The following is a 19,259-nucleotide window of genomic DNA, read 5'->3' as shown; positions in this document are numbered from 1 at the left end:
TTTCACAGTACTTCATTAAGAAGTACAGGAGTCATTTGAATTTTTTCTTCGCTGAACGTAGATCTGAATTTTTTGATGGCGTTGCCCAGCAAGTCTGCGGTGTTGTTATAACCCCGGCTATACCGGCCAGATTTTGAGTTGATATAGTATTTTCCGTCTTGTAAGAAGAGTTCACCTGCAATACGGGCGGGTTTAAAGCCGGTCAGGCAGGGGTGTCCCTGATTATTATACTCAATACCCATGAGCAACGCACCGTCATGTGCGATAGCCCAGATGAGCTGTGGATGGTGCTCTGTGTTTAACGGGGCTATCTTCATGAACTCTGATAATGTGATGTCGGCCACGCCATAGAATTTTTTGACGGAAGCATTGTCTGTGATGCCATTTGCATTAAATTCTTCTGCCTTGAGGTATTTAGGAGCACGTAGTTTTCCATAGGTATGATCAAGCCATACCTCAATGCTGATGTTTTTTTCATTGAGCATACTAATGGGGGTGTTTTTTACATTGAGCATGTTTTTCAATGGGCTGTAAAAATGCTCATTGTTGAGAAAGTTGACCGCAATTGCAGGCGGAGCGATGCCAAGGACGTGGTAAATTAACATGGATGCCTGTTTATTTTTCTCCAGAATCGCCGTGACAGCACTGCCTTGTGGAATATCCGTCGCATCAAAAAGCAGATCAAAAATAGGTGTCTTACCCGTAAAGAAAAATGAACATACCCACTGGAATCGGGCATTATTTTTGCTTAGAAAATCAGCGCGATCTTTTTGCAGTTCGGAAATGATTCCTGGTGGGTTCCCGCCCTCAACGTTGAAATCAAAAGTGCTGTACGACTCTTTGATGCTGGACAGCTCTTGTAATCTAATCGTATAGGTTAATTCCGTTTCAAGCTTATCCTTGGGATTTTTTTGTGCGGCCGCCACAAACTGCTGGAACGTGGTTTTGATAAGTTCACAGGTGTTTAGCGGGTAGGAGTAAGAAATTCTTACCTTAGGGTGTTTCAGCGAGATCAGGCTGTTGGGGATCAGCACTTCATGCGGCTTTTTCCAGCCCTTTCGATCATTTTTTTCTTGAATTACAACACCCCAGCCAGCTGATAATTCGTCCGGGAAAGTGAACTTGTTGAGTTTCACAAAGCTTGCGCGGACGAAGGGACCCAGCCGGTCATCATGAACGTACAGAGCGGGTTTTTTCTGCTGTTCTTTATACCCGAGCACCGTAACAGCATGCCCCCCCTGATGTTTCAGGGTGTTATTTTTATCTATACTGTAGACTTGAGCACCCAGGATCAACGGCAGCGCACTGTCGATGTGGATTTTTATCACCTTCAGTAGCGCATCCCAGCTGTAATTGTGCAGGTCCGAAAAAATGTGGCGGAGCTTTTCAGAATCGATGGCTCTAAGGATCTGTTTATTGGTCAGTTCTTTATTGGGGAAACTATTGCTGGAACCATCGATGTGGTTTATTGCATTTGAGGTTATTTCGCTGCGTGAAGGAATATCACGAGTTTTCTTCCAGGGAATGGCATGCAAAGCAGACCACACCGAGGTGGATGAGCAGGCCGCGACAACTTTATCCTGCTCCTGAAACGCGATGCTGTTCACTACTAAATTGATGCCAAAAAGATTGGCCTCATACTGGCGTGTCAGCAAAGTCTTTTCTTCGCTGTTTTGCAGCGAGTCATAGATTTTCAGACAGGTTCTGCCAATAAAGGTTTTAGGCAAGGGCTTAATGATGACAAACCCAAGATAATGCCGTCTGAGCGACTCATGCACTTCTGTATTGCCAGATTGCAACATCAGATCGATGTTTTCATGGTCAAACTCATAACTAAAGAAGTGTAACCTAGCGCATTTATAGCCTGAGTTATTAAATCCTCTGACATAATATCGTGTGTAGTCTTCAAGGTAATCATGATCGATATATTCTGATTCTAGCAGCACGGTCTGGCAACTTAAATCCCGCAGGTAGCGCCAAATATAATCGATTTGTTTTTTATTGTAGATTTCAGGGAATTCGGAACCAAACGATTCCTTTACAAGATTGGTGAGTGTTTGTTTTTCAAACTTACAAATCAGAAATGGAGTCATTTTTTTAACAATAAAAAAGCAGCCAGAGGCTGCTTTAGATGAATAGATTAAAGACTATATGAGCGAGACAGGAATTCTTCCGTCATGATTTTACCGCGGACATTGGCTTCATGCTCAATTTCACGCAACTTTTCTTCAAGCGCCCGGTTTTCTTCAGGCCCAAAAGTAACGGTTTCCGCAATTTCATAAAGTTCGGACAGGCTCATCGATACTCTCCTATACGTATATATCTTCATCTTACCTTAACTCCACAATGCTTACAACTCCAACAACGCTGTCGTTGTAGCGGTTTGCCTGGATGACAACGGGCATGATCTGTATGCGCAGAGGGGAGGCTGTCTCATTGCCACAAGGCCTTTTCATCCGCTGTATATGTAAGTTATTCTTGATGATGCATGACAGGCTGTCAGGACGGCTAATTGACTCCTCCCCACCTAAAGGACCTGCATCCCTTAATCATCACACGAAATCAACAGTAACTACTATCAACACAGACAAGCACAGCTGACTTCCGCTCCTCGCTCTTAGTGGACATAAGCCTTACGTCAGTCCGTTTTGTGCCAGTAGCGAACTTTGGGTGCATATATGGACAAAAACACAGTGCTTTTATTTTACCGGAGAACAGGCATGCTTTGCTCAAATCAACAGACATATTTATGTGTTGCTGAAGTAGATAAAACATTTTAATTTAGATACTTAGCTTGGGCAAACCTAAAAATAACTGACCTAATAGAAGTAACAATTTTTCAGTACGTTTGGTCGCAGCTATCAATGATTTATTATAATTAATTCATATTAATCAATGTTTTAATTAATTAATGTCATTTGGTCAAACCAAAGAAAGCGTGCCATATAAATGCTAGCCAACAATGAATCAAGGTAGAGATAGCCTGTGACGTCAAAGCATATTTACGAGGAACCTCGCCCATCCATTCCTGCGGACCTTCGCAGATCGGTGGAAGTTGAATCTGGACATTGCTGCTCAATAAAGGGCTGCAATGAGCACACATATCTCGAGATTCACCACATTGATGAAAATCGAAACAACAACAAGCAAGAGAATCTCATTGTCCTCTGCGACAAACATCACAAGATGGCGCATGCGAATGTCATCGACAGAAAAGCACTAAAACAGTACAAAGCCTTACTCGTTGATTCTCACGTAACACTGATAGCGGAAAAATTAGAGGAGCTGAAAGCACTCATTGTTCAAGAGAAGGTGGGCACTCCTGAGCCAGAAAAATCGGTGGCACAACCTGCCGATGAACGAGTAGTAAAGCATGCCGCCACAAGATCTGAAGTTCTCAATTTCGCTTTGTACCATGTGGCTATAGCTCACTTTGAAAAGGAGTATGATCTTTTTTTTGAGCATCAAGTCCAATTTACTAGGGACGCCACATCACTAACTCTGGACGCCCTTCGACAGGATGATGATTTATCTGAAGACATTATTCTTGACGTCCATTACCTACGTAAACCGTATATGGACGCAACAGTTTACGGATCTTTGATAGCGAAAAAGCTGGAAATTTATGAATTGCTTACTGGCCGGCCAGCACGAGGAGTGCTTATTGCTGTCGTAGGCCGTGAACGTATGCTTGAAGGAAGCTACCTAGACATGACGAGAAATGGTGTAGAGTCATGCAATGGAAAGGTTCAGCTTCAGATTTATAGTTGTGAACAGATTGGGTTTCATCCCGGTGCGGTCAGTGCTGCATTGTTTGCATCGAATCTCAAAAAAGAAAGTTCAAGCGTAGGTGAACTTAATGGCTAACAATGCGTTGCACCGATGAATGCGACTGTAAGCACACCTGTTTTAGTTCCACACACTTTTTGAGAGTTCCGGTTTTTCAGCAATCAGCCGGTACTCTTCCGGCGTCAGGTTGTTCAGCGATTCATGAGGCCGCTCGTTGTTATATTCCGTCAGCCAGCGCTCTGTAATTTCCCGTACTTCATTCAGTGTTCTGAACAGGTAAAAATCCAGGATTTCTGTCCGGTATGTCCGGTTGAAACGTTCGATAAAAGCATTTTGTGTAGGTTTTCCGGGCTTAATAAATTCTAGCTGCACACTATGCTCTTCGGCCCATTGTGCCAGCGCCAGTGAGATCAGTTCTGGTCCGTTATCCATCCGCATTTTCAGTGGATAGCCGCGGTTTGCCACGATCCGCTCCAGTACCCGGACAACACGTTGAGCCGGGATATTCAGATCGATTTCTATCGCCAGCGCTTCACGGTTAAAATCATCCACTACATTGAAGGTCCGAAAACGTCTGCCACAGACCAGCGCATCGTGCATAAAATCGATGGACCAACTCTGGTTTAACGCTTGCGGCGTCGCTAGTGGTGCAGGGTTACGCACTGGCAGCCGTTGTTTTCCCTTACGACGAAAATTCAGTTTCAGCAGGCAGTAAATCCGGTGAACGCGTTTATGATTCCAGGCGTTACCCTGCCTGCGCAGTAACTGAAAAAGCTTCTTAAAACCATAACGCGGGTAGCGCTCTGCCAGCTCAGTCAGCATCTGGATCACCGGTTCATCACGCCGGGTATCGGGCTGGTAAAAATACACCGTCCTGCTCAGCGATAATGTCCTGCACGCCTGGCGTAAACTCATGGCAAATTGCGCCGTCAGATAGCTGACGAGTTCACGCTTTATCGCTGGTTTTAAAGCTTTTTTTCGATAACGTCTTTCAGGGCCCGGCATTCAAGACTTAGATCGGCAAACATCTGTTTGAGACGACGATTTTCGTCCTCGAGATCTTTCATTTTTTTTATATCAGAGGCTTCCATACCGCCAAATTTCGCTTTCCAGTTGTAATAACTGGCTTCTGAGATACCGGCTTCACGGCAGACATCTTTGACGGTCCGGCCAGCTTCGACGGACTTCAGAACGGCGATGATTTGGTTCTCGGTGAATCGGGCTTTACGCATGGCGATCTCCTCAGGGGACATAATCAGTATGTCGGAAGATCTCTAAAAGTGAATGGTCCGGATTACAGGGATGCTTACACTTCCTTCTACTACGAGTCTTAAATAGAGGTTATTGCATCAGCTTTTTCTTAATTTTCAGGGAGTAGACTCAGTTAAAATCAGCTCCGAGGCTTGAGATATCAAAGCCCCGGGATCATCACCTGAATCACTTCTTAATCATCAACCTCAACTTGCCCTAAACTCTTTAACTTAAGGAATCTAGATTGGCACAATCCAGCGGGAATTTTTCTCTTAAGTAGTTCGTAAAAATTTTCATCATGTGTAGAAATTACTATTTGCTTATTATGATTAAGAGCAATCCCCCTAAGCAAATCAATAGTGGACAAAACATTGATTGAATCCATAGAGTGAATTGGATCATCAATTAATATAAGATCAAGTAGCTGCCCGGTTGGAGATTTTGCATTCAACGCCCTCGCTAGGAAAATGCTCAAGCTCAAAATATTCAACTGAGCTGAGCTAAAGTACAGTAGAGGGGAAATTTCTCTCTCGGACTCCTTATCTTTTACCAATATATTTAGGGTAGGCCTGTTCTTCAGCCCGAATCCACAAGCAAATTTCACCTGACTGAAATTAGGATGAGGATCGATCTTTCTATAAATTTCATTAATCAAATCAGTTTGAAAAACGGTGTCAAGTTGACGCTCTAGCACATTATTAATAAGGATTAGTTCGGCACCAATTTTTTCTTTTAAGGATTCATAACCAATTCGTCGTTCAACGATTGACTCCATTTCCTTCCTACAAAGCTCTCTATTGATAACTGGTGTCAGAGCTTCAAGTAGAGCTCTCAACTCACTTAACTTTTCGTCGAAGATATTTGTGCTTCGTTTTTGAGTAAGTACATTCTTAATGGCTGCGACTAGTCGGTCTTCATAATCAGGATATTCCACTGGTGAAATACCTATAAGCGATATGAATTTTGAATTGTAAGATTCTATTCTACTACGTAATTCAGTGACTCTTTCACCACAAAGCTCAAGTTGATTTTTTATTTGTAGGTTATCTAGGGGAAGATCGTTTTTCTTCAATCCCTCGTTAATAGATTTAATAGCACTATCATTTTCTGACCATAAAGCTTTACGACCATCTATTTCGAGTTTTATATTCAGAGCCAGAGTCTGAAAATCATCATCGTTACCAGATAGAGCACAATTAAACTCTTTAAGATAGTTGAGGACTAGAGCATAATCTTGATCGGCATCAATTCCTATTAGACTCGTATTAATTTCTGATATGTTCGCGATTACAGAGGTCCTTTTCAAACTAAGGGCCTCAAGTTCTTTTTCTATTTTATTTACATCAACTTGACTCGTTTCAATTCTGGCCGAAAATCCCTTAAGCTCCTCATTAACCTTTATGGATAGCTGATCAGACGACAAGTTGAGAACTATAGCTTTATTTGATACCAACTCTTGCTGCAACGAATTGAGTCTTGACTCAAGAATAGACTTTTTCATCGTCACAGACGATATGCCATCTGTTTTAGAGCGAATATCAACTTCAAGCCTATTTATCACCTCGGATCTTTGCACCAAAAGCTCTGAAATCTTATCTGATAACAGATTTTTAGACTTTACCAAGTTGGTGGTTAATGTATTTCGTTGCTCAGATTTTTCCTTGAGGATACCTTTCAACTTGCTGTTGCTATCTATCGCTTCCTTGAGGGCTTCAAAAGTACCATGATCTTTTTGACACAGTGGACAATTATGCCCAGGATGAGTCGTTAGAATCTCCTCCGCAACAGCTGCTAGCTTCCCAAAAGCGTTGGATTGCGATTCGAGATCTTGTATTGTGAGATTGATACTGGCAAGTCTGCTCTCAATGAGCAAGTTTTCAGCCCTAGCAGCTCGTAGCGCAGAGTAAGTATCAACGCTGATACCAAGCAACGCCAAGTCACTGATACCTAGATCGTAAACATTTTCTGGGATTTTAGTTATTGCGACAAGCAGATCAGTTTGCTCTTTCAACTTTGTGGAAAGCAAAGTTAACTCTGTTGAAGCAGAACTCAATTCAGCATTAAGATTAATCTGATCTTGGGTGGTTTTCTCTATACTTTCATATATACGAGCGGCACCGGATTTTAATAAATCCCAAGTAGCTTTTCGATGCTGCAGATCCGTAAGACGTTTAAGTAACTCGCTCTTTTGAGTGCTTAGCTGCTGTACCCTAATTTCGATCGTTCTGAGCTGCAAATTTTCAGCTTCTACTTCTCGTGTAAGCCCCAATTTTTTACCGTAGAGTAAGCGGTATTTTTCTCCGGCAGAGTGTATGGACTGATTACGGCGAAGATCTTTTTCATAGCGATTAATTTCAGCTACATTTCCGACCTGTACTTGTAGCAAAGCATCTCTTGTAGCTATTTTTCCTAGCGCATCTAACAAAGCTTGCTCTTTAGCAAGCTGGAGAACCAATTCTGCTGAGTCTGTAGAGTTGCTGCTCAATCCTTCAGTAAGCTCATTTAATGCTTGCTCTCTTGTTGCGATTGAAACTAGATCGTGCTGGGCTTTGGCTGCTAATGTCACCAACTCTTTAGTTAACGCATCAAGCTTTGTATCGTGCATTTGCTCCGGCAATGCCTGAAGAAAAATCCCAGACTCCCTTAATTCATTAGCTACATAAAAGAACCTCTCAACAATATGATTGTCAACAGGGGCTTCAATTTCAATACACAATTTTTTTTCAGCATTTTTGCATTTCTCAATCTGCTCACCCACGCCCAAGTATGCTGCCTGTACCTCTCTGCGTTGTATTTCGGTTTCTTCACCGTATATGCTGACGAATGCCTGATAACGGTCTTCAGGGTTTATACCACGGATAAAATAATCTATCGCATCTTGTGAAAGAAATATTGTTCGATAGGCCTCGGCTCCTTCGATCAACTTCTTTTCCTTAAAATCGACATCGAAACTATTTTTTCTAATAGTGCCTGGGCTACGCGAGAAGTCCTGGACTGTTGTAGAAACTAAAACGGAAGTTTCAAGATCACTCGGCGCTTCAATATTTCGCAGAATTCGAAGCGCTTCATCATCCTGCTTCGAACCACGTGCAGCAGCTTCAAATACCCCATCGCTGAAACGCTCCGATCCATTAGTCATAGCCCATTCTACTGCATCATAAAATGAACTTTTCCCAAATCCATTAGGAGCATAGAGAGAAATAAAGTTTGCTGGAACGTCAATACCATCTTGGCCCGGCACCATAAAGTCAAATGTCCCATTGGCTTTCTCTAGGTAAGCTCTGAAAGCCTGAACCTCAACTCTCTTTATTTTCATGAATGCCATGCTCCATTAGTAATGTGTCAATCATCTCTAATTTACCCTCTGCTGTCGCAGCAGAATAATTTCTAAGGTAGGACACGAGAGATGATGGCGTGTATTCGACTTTCAGACCAAAACTTTGACCAACTGTCAAATTAACTTCAAAGATTTCATAATTCAGACGCTCTAGAGCAAATTCTTTTTTCTTCCAAAAGTGATTCTCTGAACATGAATCGAAAACTAATTTTCTAGCTGTAAATTTATCATTTTCAATCAGTAACTTGAGCGATCGACTTACATGTTCTCTGCAAAAGAAGGCTATGTAGACATTCCATCGGGCAATTTTTCTCTCCGACTTGTAACGCAGCGCTACCACATTTTGTATTGCATTCCATGTGTGTTCTAAAACTTCAGGGCTTTCAACCCAACATGCAATACAGCTGACAAACTCAGAGTTTCCGGCCGTAAACAAATCGAATGCAAAATTAGGAAAGTTTTCTTTTAGCTCCCGAATACGATCATTATTTGCACTTGTTAAATTCATCGACGTATTTATCCTTAAAAAGTTCCATCAACTGAGCGGAGTTCAGTCCCAGAAATGCTTGTTCATTTCTCGTGATACATTCACGATGAAGGCTGCCTAAAAGTGCAAAACTAAACGGAACATCGCCGCTCTCAAGCCCCATGTCGATGCGTGCACCATCTTCGTATTCATATTCAGCAGCGGGAGCCCCAATATCTTCGACTAAATATTTTATAAAGCTTTTATCTGCAATCGGTTGACTTCCCACATCGCCGCTGGAAACGACCAAAACACCTCCGTGATCAAGTAACCTCCTGGCAGAGGATATGATATTATTCAGATCTCGAAGCCAAGCATCTTTGCTTCGCGAGTAAACGAACCTAATTGTTCTTTCCATGCTTTTTAGATAGTTAAGGTCCATTACTTTTACGTCATTTAGCAAAGAATGCAGAACAAAGAACTCGGCATAAGCAGACCAGAGTTGTAAATCATACATGGCCTCGTCAGGCTGACCATTAACGATCAACCCTTTATCGTAGAGTGCTAACAGTTCATAAGGCTTAGGAATACCATCGTGAACCAAGCCTTCAGCTTTGTTGTGGAGTTGTCTGCGTAATGCGTTGAGTACTCTTGGACTATTCAGAGTGTAGTTGAATGTATTAGACCTGATTCTGCTGAAACAAAACAAAAATGAGGGAAGTATTGGCGGAAGATCATTTTCCTTCACTATTTCATCAAATCGAGCCATATCGTAGCATAAGACTACTCCGGGCTCTTGAGGCTGTGGCCCGGCCATCTCGATCTCGACCCCGATAAGATATGGTTTTTCATTCACAATAAGATATACCCCGCCGCCTGAAGCTCCTTCAATTTGGGCTTTCGGTGGCAGTCCCTCTAATGTTAAATAAAACGCTTTGTCGAGCTGCTTTATTTTACCCTCATAAGTTTTAAATCTTGTCTCTGCCGTGGCTTCTTTTGCACGATAACCAGGAAATCCCCCAAAAATCGCTTCACTTTTGTGGTCAAACTTATTGCTTTTAAATCTAACTAGAGGTAAGCCACTGACCAAAGGAGTTTTTAATAAGGCGCAATCCTCACTGTGAGGATAAACCTCTAAAATAGTGAGTAGCTGACCATCCCAAGTCTCAACCCTATTCTCTGATTTTAGAGTGTGCTTAGCAGTTAGGATATAGGAAAACTCCTCGGAGAGGCATTGAATCAATACACCACTCCCATCATTTACTTTAACAGCATGTTTTCTAATATATTCATGTATGGACATTTAGAGTACCATTTTTTCTTCACAAACATGTAATCTGTCAGAATATGCAGAATCTTCAGGCAATAGGATATTTCTAATAACTGATTCATAATTGAAATATACATTATTTCCGTCATTTGCATTTAAAATTCTAGCAATTGTTCTTTTATCCGGATGTCCAAATATAGAACTATCTGTCGAAATAACATATCTTTTTGAGGATAACAGTGAAAGCAAACTCTGGCTTGTATTACCTTTGCTACCGTGGTGCGAGATTTTCACCATACTGCACTCAAGCGGATTCTCTGGGCTGTAACCTAATGATTTTAGTTTTTGCTCTACTATGTCTGCATGCGAATCCGCCAAAAGCAGAAAATTTATATCTCCAATGTTCAATATAAATGCTATCGAACTACCATTCGGCACAGACCGATCTGATTTGAATCGATCTGCGCAGAAAAAATGAGAAAAAGGAAACTTATGATCACTTTCTGCTTTTGATGTTTTCTTGTCAGCTTGTGAATATTCTCTTTCCCATGCTTTACCAAGTCGCTGGAGTGCCTTTACAGATGGAGATAATATCGTGAACTCAAATCCCGACCTAATTAATTTAGGAATTTCATTATGAATGACCTGATTATACCAATTGAGTTTGCTGAGTTTTTCCTCCAGGGTTACACCTTGGGAGATGCTGGTCTTAACTTCAGCTCCTGCAACACCTGACACTTCATTCTTTTTACCATCTGGCTCAACGACAACAGATGATATTAGCCCATATGAATTAAACCAAAATTCTTTAACTAGGGAAGGCAGATAGTCATCGTATGACATGCCTTCTAGGATACCGCCAATATGATCGTCATCGACATGAGTAATAATAGCCAAGTCAACAAACTCACCTCTCTCTCGTAATTCATCAAGAAGCAAACGAAGGGGCTTAGCATATCCGTACAATTGACCGAATGTTTCGGCGGGCCCACCATCAATCAATAGATTGAAGGTGGATCCATCCTGCTCATGGCGAAGGAAAAGGCAGTCACCATGTGAAGCGTGAAGGATTTGAATGGTTGTACTCATAATAGCTCCCTAAGTGCTGACCTTGTTCATTATGCCATCAACCATGATGCTTTCGAGAGAGAAATGGCTATCCTCAATCATTTTTTTTACTAATCAAGTCCTGAATCTCAAGCAAGCTTCTTCTGGGGCTCAGAGGTGCGGGAATACATATCCAAGTACATAGGATGCTCGATCTAAGCAAGGTCGCGCCGATGTCAATATAAGGGCCACGCTAGCATCTTTGACTCGATAGTCAAACAAGACGTTACATCCAAGGCGTCAAAATACTTATGCGTTGACCTTCAGATAGATACGCCAATCCATAAAGTTCATGCAACTCCCCCTATGGTGCGGTTGTAGCTGTTTTATGCGCGCCATCCAGCTTACGATGAATAAGAGAAACCAAGGTAAGAATGTCCAGCGCATCCAGTTCAGACATAGGCCAATTCGTCTTAGGCGCATGGGCTAGTGGATTGCGCACTGCGCTGACCTGTTCCCAGTTGATTGACACACGGCATTGTTAGCAAGATTCATGGTGACTCAACTACGAACTTCTGCTCTTCGCTCATAGCAGACCTATAGGGCTTTTAGCCAGTTCAGTCCGTGCCAAGAGAGGACTGGCTGAATTTATAAAATATAAATAACGGATGGTCTGGAAGGTGATTTTAAAAAGAGGAAACGTATACATCTGGAATATATTATTTAAGAGAATTTCGCCATGTCTCATAAATACTCTTTCCAGCCAACCTATTGATGCTATTGCAGATAATGAAGGTTCCCGAAGGCTTTATGAACGTAATGGTTTTAACGAAACAGAGCAAAAATTCATTTTTTAGCTCTACTTTTGGTTTTCGACATGCGGTCAGAGTGAAGTTCACTGGCTACACTTCTGATTAAGTATCCAGAGTGAAATAGCATTGAGTGACCCAGGTGAATAAGCATATTCCCCTAATAACAGAAATGCGCCCTGTTTCCAGAGAGGAAATTGAGAGGGGAGTTGATAGTCAAACCATTTACTACGTAGTAGGCCGTGAGTAGCGCTGGGTATCAACCTTAGACAATGGGGGGTATTAGCGGGTAATGTTTTTGCCCAGACAGCTAATGTTTCATTAGTCTCCACATTTCGATCATTCTCTCCCATCATTATTAACACAGGTGTATGCATCTCTGAGATATCTTTTGTCGAATCTGCAAGAGAATTCCTGCGCTCGAAGTCCTGTCGCGTACAATGAGATAAGCAAGGGCGCGAGGCCGTTTCTTCTGTGAATTGCCTGTCAAAAGTCTCTGCTTCAAGTTCTTTAGCATTCTGAATATCAACAGTAGAACGCCCCTCAAGTTTAAGCCGTTGCCCCGTATAATATACCCCCTGACTTCTCCAGTTTATTGCAGCACCGATCAACACTACAAACTCGGATGCCGCCAGTTGGCTTACATGCGGCACTACCCAGCCAGCTTGCGAAAAACCAAGATATCCTGCACGGCTTTTTTTCAGTTCAGGTTCTTGTTTTAGTTTTTGTAACGCCAGAGCAGCCTCTTCTGCACGATCAGTCATAGTCTGCTCCAACCAGTTGCCTGAACTTGCTCCTACGCCGGGTTTATCCCATGAAAAAACGGCTATTCCTCGTGCAACAAGGAACTTAACCATCGGGATATATCCATCTTCTGACCAACGATCCTGAGCACCATCACCATGAATGATAAGTACAACTGGCGGATTCAATGTATCAGAAGGAAGAATCAACGTACCTTGCAAAACATCTTTATTATGTTGAAAGGCTATATTTCGCTGTTTCCCATAGCCTGAAAGGTCAAAATCAGATAAACGAATAAAGAAAAAAAGGCACAAAATGATTGCGAATACAAAAGAAGAGATAAGGTATTTCATCATGTTTTTCATCAGTAAATTGCCAACCTAATTAGGAGTCTGATCTATAGAAACGACTCCAGAATATTTGGACAGTTGGATATCCTGAACCAAGTGAGCTTAACCATGCATATGCTTGTACATCTAAAGTGCAAAGATTTGTCAGGATAGATGATGCTGATGATAAATGCACATTCCTTCAATTCCAATGTTGAACAGCCCGATTGCAACATGCCAGTCCAGAATGGTAGTCACTACGTCAGCTTGTCGCTCATGAGGGACAACCATACTCAAATCTCCCACACCGCAGGAGATTTGAGTATGAACACGTCACCGAGGAACAAAGGCCGTATCGTCGGCCAAAAAAGACCACTTCAGATATCTCTTATCTGGGGGATCCGAATCAGGCTTGAACTGGAAGGTAAGACGCGCGATTTGGCTCTGTTCAATATGGCTCTGGACGGTAAGTTACGAGGCTGTGATCTGGTCGATTCGAACACGGGTTCAGAACATCATCGCTCAGGCATCAGAGGGGACTCAGCCACAGCATGCCATATTTCTGCTCTCGAGCCTCAAATGCGACCCGCCCGCCCTCAAGGACATCACATATTGCTTTTCGCATACTGTTTACATCCCCATGGTCACCATATTCTAGGGCTCCGGAACGATAGCTGATCACCTCATCAGTGTTACTGGCGATAATCACTTGCTCTGCATCGCAGTTAACGACCAGATTGGCATTATGAGTGACGATGATCACCTGACGATACTGCTTTATCTTGCGAAACATAGGTACAAGATTGTGCATGATGGAGTCATTATCAAGATCATTTTCAGGCTGATCGAATATAAAGGGCGAACCGAACGTATCAGTGGCCAGCTTGAGGCAAACGTAAAAGGTTGTGTTGATGGCGATAAATGATTTTGCGTACACGGTATGACTCCTTTTCGCCAGATTGCAGGCATGGCTCATCCGTCCCTTGAGGGCAGATATCGATGCAAGCAGTAGGCGAAAATCGTGGGGAAGGTGTGATGTCGACTAATGGCTAACGAGTCATAAGGGACTCAGGGCGGGACTGGGTGATACGCTGCTGCATCCAGGTTTCTACTTCGCTTTTGAACCAGCGGGAGCTGCGGCCCAGCTTAATAGGTTTAGGAAAGTCCCCGTCTTTAATCAGTTTGTAAAACCACTTGTCTGTCATCCCGGTAAACGTGGTGATAAAGGTCATATCGATAAGTGGGTCTTCGACTGAAAACTGACTGGTATGTGCGGTGTTCATTCTATTCATGGTTGTTCTCTCCCTCTGAGTCGTTAATGGCGGGAGAAGACCGGCGTAGTCGAATGTGTAGACGTCGTTTCTCCTCAGAGGATAGGGTTCATATGTATAAAAATACTTGACCTGCTTCGTCTGGCTGGCGGGACGCGTGATGACGCGGCTCCCCCGGATTCCCGCGTACCCGCTATGGCAAGAGGCTTACAGCACCCAACTGCAGATCCGGGTCGTAAAGGTCGGCCAGATACGGACGTATCTGGTGCAGTGATGTTAAGAATGACGGGATAAGTGAACGCGGTGACTGGCCGCTATGACAGAACTGTCTGAAGGCAAACTCTCATCACGCAGGTAGCGCGTACAGCCAATCTTGGCACTCGGGGCACTGTTTGGGCCCGTACCAGTGATGATTGCACCAGCAGCATTTCCAGCGTCGTTTGAGGGTATTACAGGGAAGTCGACGGGGTTTGATTATCCCCACTCGGTTTGTTGGGCATTTTCACCGGACTTAGATTTCTGACGGTCATTTGCAGAACTGAAACAACAGGTAGTCAACCGCTTTACACCGTCCAAATTGCCAGGTGTATGAACAAAACTTTTCACACCGGTAAGCTCATCAATAACAACGCTTATTTTCAGTCTGCAATATTCACAAAACAGAATATCGTAATCTTCCTGCGCTGCGGTTAAGAGGGTAACCCATTCTCCGTGGCGTGTGATGGCGTGTGGCGCAAATACAAATTCAGACATGATGAACTCCGTCATTGAATGAAAAATGCCCACGAGAACCGCAGGCATCATGTTGGTATGTGGGGGGGGGGGGGGGCTGTAGAGGTATTACGAAGATTGAGCACGCTTCCTGCCGGGCCTAGTAGTTTTGTTGAGTGCTTTCACTTCACCTCTGCCAAAAGTTCGCATGTTGCCAGGTAATGCCAGACGAGCGAACGTATCTATCTTTGTCAGATATCCCACGGCACGCTGTAGTCCTTCCTGCTTATCGATATCGTCATGTTTCACCATTCCTATACCTGGCTTCACATAACGTTCAGGCTGTGCATTACAGTTGAAGTACGTGCCTTTGCCTTCTGTAATAACCGACGTCCAATACTCACCAAACTGTTTACAGATACTGATATCTTGCCGAGCTTTATTACCATCGAGGAAGAACAGGGTGTGATAATGGAAACCTCTGTCTGACCCATATTCCAGTTTCCATACCATTCCCAGTACATGTTTGAATAGTCGCTTTCTTTTCATATTGCGAAGCAACTGCTGACGTTGTTGCTTTGCTATTTCTGGCGTAATACTGCCTGAATGTATTTTTGCCCATGACAGGTCCAGACGAATAACCAGCAACCGTGCATGTTGATTAAAAAGATGCTGAATATAATTCGTTGCCCCCTTCAGATTCTTAATTGAATTTCTCTGGTATTTCCTGAGGTCTTGCCTGAAAGCAGACTTACTCACTTCATCACGATATTCGGTTACCAGCTTATTCAGCATGATAGCGGTATTAGTCGTATCTGAATTGATCATCACGCCATTGTAAACTCTGCAATAAAAATCATAGCGTTTACGTACTTGTTGGAAACAGGTAATTAATGGATGAAGCTTACGAAACTGCAGGAACGTATCCGGTATCTGGTCAAGCAGACGCATAACATCCAATACATCGATAGCATGATTGATTTGTTTATAATTCGAGTTATTAAGCAATATTTTAAAGGGCAATGTCTTTTTACGTATTATCGTTTTTAGTAACGTATATACGTGATGGAGCTTTTCAATGTTAATACTGTTATCTGTTAAGGATACTACCGTTGAGTTGTTTTCATTATGGAACTCAGAGCAGTTTAGGAATATATCTTTTGATTTACTCATGCTTTTTATATCCGTGATATAGCCACAATACACCTGGGTGATTGTGGTAAGGATTATACGTATTTATACACACTTGCATCTTTATATTGTTTTTCTGGTAATTTAACTGAACGGTTAAGTAACGATTGAACTAATGGGTTAATCGCTATTACTACTATGAAATAAATAGTGATAACAATAGTAATGTGTAATTATAATCCTACTATGATGTCAATTATGAACAATGATAATACCAATAAAATAAGAGCCTCAATTGAAATAAGGTATTTATCCCGAAAGAGAAAGGCTTGAGAGACTAAAAGGTATGTATAAAGTTAGTGACTATTACTGCAGGATATAAAGAGTAAGTTTATTCAACACGGGATTCGTTAATTCTTTCTTTAAACCAGTTTACTACTTCACTTTCCAGCCAGCGAGAACTACGCCCCATTTTAATAGGTGCAGGGAACTTACCATCCTGGATAAGTTTATAAAACCATTTATCAGTCATACCAGTGAAGTTGACGATAAAAGCCATGTCGACCATTTTGTCGTTATAAATATCAATCATGCTCATGAGAGGTCCCAGTGTAATTCAGGAGGACGCCGACGGCATCCTTTCATGTCATGGGTTGAATATGTTTAGTTTTACATTTATATTGAACTGAGGAATAAATGAAGCAACGGGCAGGCGGTGGGTTTGAGTGCATATGTCCGGATCGTTCGTTTCGAAAAGTTGGTTTCCGCTTCAACATTTCATGTACTACAGATGCTGATTCAGTGAGTACTTCTTGAGAGGTATTTTCCTGTAAAAAGTCAGCAATTATGGTGTGCATAGGTGTTTTTATCCCTACGATTTACCCTACGAATATTGCTACGCTGGTCACTATGATTTACTCTACACCTTAACTCGCGTGCTGTGGTCATGGCAGGGTGATTGGGTAATAAAGCAGGTCTCACCTAAATGGGGGTAAATAATGAAGGAAAAGGCCATAATAGAATTAAAAACAGAAAGAGATATCAGACTGTTTTTATGGTTAAATAAAGATGACGCTGCAACTTTAAATTTCCAGACAATCTCTTTGGTAAGGAATTACAATGCTAATCAAATGTATGGTGGAGATATTAATGTTACTACGCATGCAATAAATGAAGCATTTTTCGAGATGTACAATCCAGATATTTTAAATTCCTATATGTTCAGAATGAAAAGGAAAAAAGAGTGTTTTTTACCTTCAAGGGAATTTAGCTGGTTCAAAAAGTGTCAGGAAAGTTGCTATTTCACCTGGACATTCGTGAGATGTTTCAGTAAGAGAAATAGAGCGTTGCTAAATCCAATTATTCCTAACGAACCTGTAATAAACACGAATACCCCTTATAATTATTTTGACCTTCCTCTTTATCCTGTCAGTCATCAGGAACGAGTGCAGTCTATTGTTGATTTTTTTGACAGGATTGATATTCCTCTCATCAATAAAATAAACTTAATGTCTTTTATCCGGAATGAGTGGCACGCTCGATACTATTTCAGGAACAATCTTCCTTTGACTGAAAAGGATAAGAAAAAATGCGACTGGGCATGGGATTATATCAATAAAGATAAAAGAAAGGTTGTAGAAGGAACGAAGAAAAGAATAGATAAGCGTGTGGCAGAAGAAGCGGAGAAAAATGAAGTCAATAGCAATGAATCTTTAAATAATATTAACGCCAATGAGGATGCTTTAGAATTATCTAATTTTCGCCCTACGGCACTGTCACAAATTGTAGCGTCAGTCGTTATATCCCCTTTGCCGCTGAGAGATGCGCCGATGTATTCCCCCTCATTCCTGAGTCTTTTCAGACCTGTTAATACTACTGAAAAATATCTGACGCTAAACTGCATCTATATTTTCTTGTACCATAAAGACCCAAATTTTCTCGCAAGATTCACAAAAGCATGGGAGTCATTATCCCATCGAAAATCTGTCAAGAAAAATAAGAATAAAACAAAAAATATTTTAAAAGAAAAAATCATTACATCAGATGTTGAAGAGGTAATTTCTTCTGAACCAGAAAAACAGACTAGCGAGCAGGATGAGAAAATAACACAGGCCAACGAAATTATAACGAAAGTTGCTGAGCGAGATGATTCTATTTCGTCAGAAAAGGAGCTTATTGATGCTAACCTTGAACCTAAAGGTTATATCTCCTGGTTTTGATAGATAAGCAAGAGAGGAGTAATGGATCTATTACTCCTCTTTTTTATTCAGTTTCTTCAATGCACTTCTCTGCTCTGGATATATTTTCTTCTTTTAACCTATTCCATTAATTTTCAGACCTATATCACTAAGTTGAAAGTATTCCTCTTAGATATTTCACATCATCATTCTGAAATTATTGATCTGCCACACCGATCGAAACACTCCAATTAATAGATATTAACAATCAATAAAAATAAATCGATCGTCAATATCGATAGATTATAACGATCGGTTTCAGCTTATTGATCTGCACTAACGATTATCCCATCACACGAAAAATGAATACGATTGCACAGAAGCATTCTCTGTATATATCAAAAGAATACTCTGATTTTCATTACATTAGGCCATCGAGCCTATCGACAACATGCCCCCATTAAACGGGGTTTAAGGAGACTCAATGACTCAAACTATACGTGCAGGACTGCTACTTGCAGGAATGACGCTCTTTAGCGCAACAACACAAGCCGTCGTCGGGGAGCAGCAGTGGGGGAAATGGTACGGCAATATCGATGTCATGGAGTTTGCGTTGAACACGAATAATAAAGCAGGAGAAACCCTGACGCTGCGTTGCAGTGATAGTCAATTGGCAGTGACTTATGAAGATACGAAAGGACATTACCGTGTCAATAGCGAAGGCCTTAATGATGTCCAATTGCTAATAGGCAAGAAGGCGTACAGCCTAAACAGTTCAGCCTTCTCCGCACTCAAACACAGCAGCGCAAAAGACAATATCACTTTCTCCTCGCGTCAGAGTGGGGAATCAGCCCCCTTCAGTGCTCAGGGCCTGAAAGAGGCTCTGCAGGGCATCACCTGGCAGGATTGCACCAGCCATTAATTAAT

At 41.9% G+C, this 19,259-nt stretch carries 16 protein-coding genes and 2 pseudogenes; 4 read left to right on the top strand and 14 right to left on the bottom strand.

Features of this window, described 5'->3' with window-relative positions; all coding sequences use genetic code 11:
• Positions 1-2: 2 nt before the first annotated feature.
• The gene (locus OP863_RS13930; RefSeq protein ID WP_265525419.1) at positions 3-2,093 is read right to left on the bottom strand and encodes a hypothetical protein; all 2,091 of its coding nucleotides are present in this window, start codon (positions 2,091-2,093) and stop codon (positions 3-5) included.
• Positions 2,094-2,140: 47 nt separating this feature from the next.
• Complete coding sequence (locus OP863_RS13925) at positions 2,141-2,299, bottom strand: hypothetical protein (RefSeq protein ID WP_263700423.1); 159 nt, start codon at positions 2,297-2,299, stop codon at positions 2,141-2,143.
• Positions 2,300-3,048: 749 nt separating this feature from the next.
• Between OP863_RS13925 and OP863_RS13920 the strand changes: the two genes are divergently transcribed.
• A complete protein-coding gene (locus tag OP863_RS13920; protein ID WP_263700424.1) occupies positions 3,049-3,867 on the top strand; it encodes an HNH endonuclease signature motif containing protein in 819 nt (272 codons plus the stop codon).
• 42 nt (positions 3,868-3,909) lie between these two features.
• On the opposite strand, the gene OP863_RS13915 is transcribed toward OP863_RS13920, so the two are convergent.
• From OP863_RS13915 to OP863_RS13885, 7 genes are all read right to left on the bottom strand, one after another.
• A protein-coding gene (locus OP863_RS13915) for an IS3 family transposase (protein WP_263700426.1) occupies positions 3,910-5,021 on the bottom strand; the annotation gives its coding sequence in 2 pieces (ribosomal slippage) (positions 3,910-4,760 and positions 4,760-5,021; 1,113 coding nt in all).
• A 212-nt stretch (positions 5,022-5,233) separates the two neighbouring features.
• Positions 5,234-8,356 (bottom strand): hypothetical protein, encoded by a 3,123-nt coding sequence (locus OP863_RS13910; protein WP_263700427.1) that lies wholly within the window; start codon positions 8,354-8,356, stop codon positions 5,234-5,236.
• On the bottom strand, positions 8,337-8,885 hold the full coding sequence (locus OP863_RS13905) for an ABC-three component system middle component 1 (RefSeq protein ID WP_263700428.1): 549 nt from the start codon (positions 8,883-8,885) through the stop codon (positions 8,337-8,339). The genes OP863_RS13910 and OP863_RS13905 overlap by 20 nt, the downstream gene beginning before the upstream one ends.
• Positions 8,863-10,146, bottom strand: coding sequence for an ABC-three component system protein (locus OP863_RS13900; protein WP_263700429.1), 1,284 nt, complete (start codon positions 10,144-10,146; stop codon positions 8,863-8,865). The genes OP863_RS13905 and OP863_RS13900 overlap by 23 nt, the downstream gene beginning before the upstream one ends.
• Positions 10,147-11,202 (bottom strand): MBL fold metallo-hydrolase, encoded by a 1,056-nt coding sequence (locus tag OP863_RS13895; RefSeq protein WP_040000606.1) that lies wholly within the window; start codon positions 11,200-11,202, stop codon positions 10,147-10,149.
• Positions 11,203-11,524: 322 nt separating this feature from the next.
• Positions 11,525-11,662, bottom strand: a complete 138-nt coding sequence (locus OP863_RS13890) for a TIGR02391 family protein (protein WP_233276336.1) — start codon at positions 11,660-11,662, stop codon at positions 11,525-11,527.
• Between the two features lie 393 nt (positions 11,663-12,055).
• Positions 12,056-13,078 (bottom strand): alpha/beta hydrolase family protein, encoded by a 1,023-nt coding sequence (locus tag OP863_RS13885; RefSeq protein WP_263700430.1) that lies wholly within the window; start codon positions 13,076-13,078, stop codon positions 12,056-12,058.
• A gap of 288 nt (positions 13,079-13,366) precedes the next feature.
• Here OP863_RS13885 and OP863_RS13880 point away from each other — a divergent pair.
• Positions 13,367-13,534, top strand: a pseudogene (locus OP863_RS13880) (integrase); the annotation flags it as partial.
• 37 nt (positions 13,535-13,571) lie between these two features.
• Here OP863_RS13880 and OP863_RS13875 read toward each other — a convergent pair.
• The 5 genes and pseudogenes from OP863_RS13875 to OP863_RS13855 form a co-directional block, all read right to left on the bottom strand.
• Positions 13,572-13,946 (bottom strand): annotated as a pseudogene (locus OP863_RS13875) (hypothetical protein); the annotation flags it as partial.
• A gap of 145 nt (positions 13,947-14,091) precedes the next feature.
• The gene (locus OP863_RS13870) at positions 14,092-14,325 is read right to left on the bottom strand and encodes a helix-turn-helix transcriptional regulator (RefSeq protein ID WP_263700728.1); all 234 of its coding nucleotides are present in this window, start codon (positions 14,323-14,325) and stop codon (positions 14,092-14,094) included.
• Between the two features lie 462 nt (positions 14,326-14,787).
• A complete protein-coding gene (locus OP863_RS13865; RefSeq protein WP_263700431.1) occupies positions 14,788-15,066 on the bottom strand; it encodes a hypothetical protein in 279 nt (92 codons plus the stop codon).
• Positions 15,067-15,153: 87 nt separating this feature from the next.
• Positions 15,154-16,197 (bottom strand): inovirus Gp2 family protein, encoded by a 1,044-nt coding sequence (locus tag OP863_RS13860; protein WP_263700432.1) that lies wholly within the window; start codon positions 16,195-16,197, stop codon positions 15,154-15,156.
• Between the two features lie 349 nt (positions 16,198-16,546).
• A complete protein-coding gene (locus OP863_RS13855; protein ID WP_019082618.1) occupies positions 16,547-16,753 on the bottom strand; it encodes a helix-turn-helix transcriptional regulator in 207 nt (68 codons plus the stop codon).
• A 400-nt stretch (positions 16,754-17,153) separates the two neighbouring features.
• Between OP863_RS13855 and OP863_RS13850 the strand changes: the two genes are divergently transcribed.
• Both OP863_RS13850 and OP863_RS13845 read left to right on the top strand, forming a co-directional pair.
• Entirely contained in the window at positions 17,154-18,374 is a 1,221-nt protein-coding gene (locus tag OP863_RS13850) for a hypothetical protein (RefSeq protein ID WP_263700433.1), read from the top strand.
• Positions 18,375-18,816: 442 nt separating this feature from the next.
• On the top strand, positions 18,817-19,254 hold the full coding sequence (locus OP863_RS13845; protein ID WP_265525418.1) for a hypothetical protein: 438 nt from the start codon (positions 18,817-18,819) through the stop codon (positions 19,252-19,254).
• Positions 19,255-19,259 lie beyond the last annotated feature (5 nt).

Origin of the sequence: Yersinia sp. SCPM-O-B-9106 (C-191) (assembly GCF_026183365.1) — a bacterium.
GTDB lineage: Bacteria > Pseudomonadota > Gammaproteobacteria > Enterobacterales > Enterobacteriaceae > Yersinia > Yersinia rochesterensis.
The sequence above is the reverse complement of the archived record's forward strand: the minus strand, read 5'-3'. Positions and strand labels throughout refer to the sequence as shown.

Coding starts and splice junctions, on each gene's coding strand:
- OP863_RS13930 (WP_265525419.1), bottom strand. CDS start 2,093: ATGACTCCATTTCTGATTTGTAAGTTTGAAAAACAAACACTCACCAAT.
- OP863_RS13910 (WP_263700427.1), bottom strand. CDS start 8,356: ATGAAAATAAAGAGAGTTGAGGTTCAGGCTTTCAGAGCTTACCTAGAG.
- OP863_RS13885 (WP_263700430.1), bottom strand. CDS start 13,078: ATGAAAAACATGATGAAATACCTTATCTCTTCTTTTGTATTCGCAATC.
- OP863_RS13925 (WP_263700423.1), bottom strand. CDS start 2,299: ATGAGCCTGTCCGAACTTTATGAAATTGCGGAAACCGTTACTTTTGGG.
- OP863_RS13855 (WP_019082618.1), bottom strand. CDS start 16,753: ATGAGCATGATTGATATTTATAACGACAAAATGGTCGACATGGCTTTT.
- OP863_RS13860 (WP_263700432.1), bottom strand. CDS start 16,197: ATGAGTAAATCAAAAGATATATTCCTAAACTGCTCTGAGTTCCATAAT.
- OP863_RS13900 (WP_263700429.1), bottom strand. CDS start 10,146: ATGTCCATACATGAATATATTAGAAAACATGCTGTTAAAGTAAATGAT.
- OP863_RS13870 (WP_263700728.1), bottom strand. CDS start 14,325: ATGAACACCGCACATACCAGTCAGTTTTCAGTCGAAGACCCACTTATC.
- OP863_RS13895 (WP_040000606.1), bottom strand. CDS start 11,202: ATGAGTACAACCATTCAAATCCTTCACGCTTCACATGGTGACTGCCTT.
- OP863_RS13845 (WP_265525418.1), top strand. CDS start 18,817: ATGACTCAAACTATACGTGCAGGACTGCTACTTGCAGGAATGACGCTC.
- OP863_RS13850 (WP_263700433.1), top strand. CDS start 17,154: ATGAAGGAAAAGGCCATAATAGAATTAAAAACAGAAAGAGATATCAGA.
- OP863_RS13905 (WP_263700428.1), bottom strand. CDS start 8,885: ATGAATTTAACAAGTGCAAATAATGATCGTATTCGGGAGCTAAAAGAA.
- OP863_RS13865 (WP_263700431.1), bottom strand. CDS start 15,066: ATGTCTGAATTTGTATTTGCGCCACACGCCATCACACGCCACGGAGAA.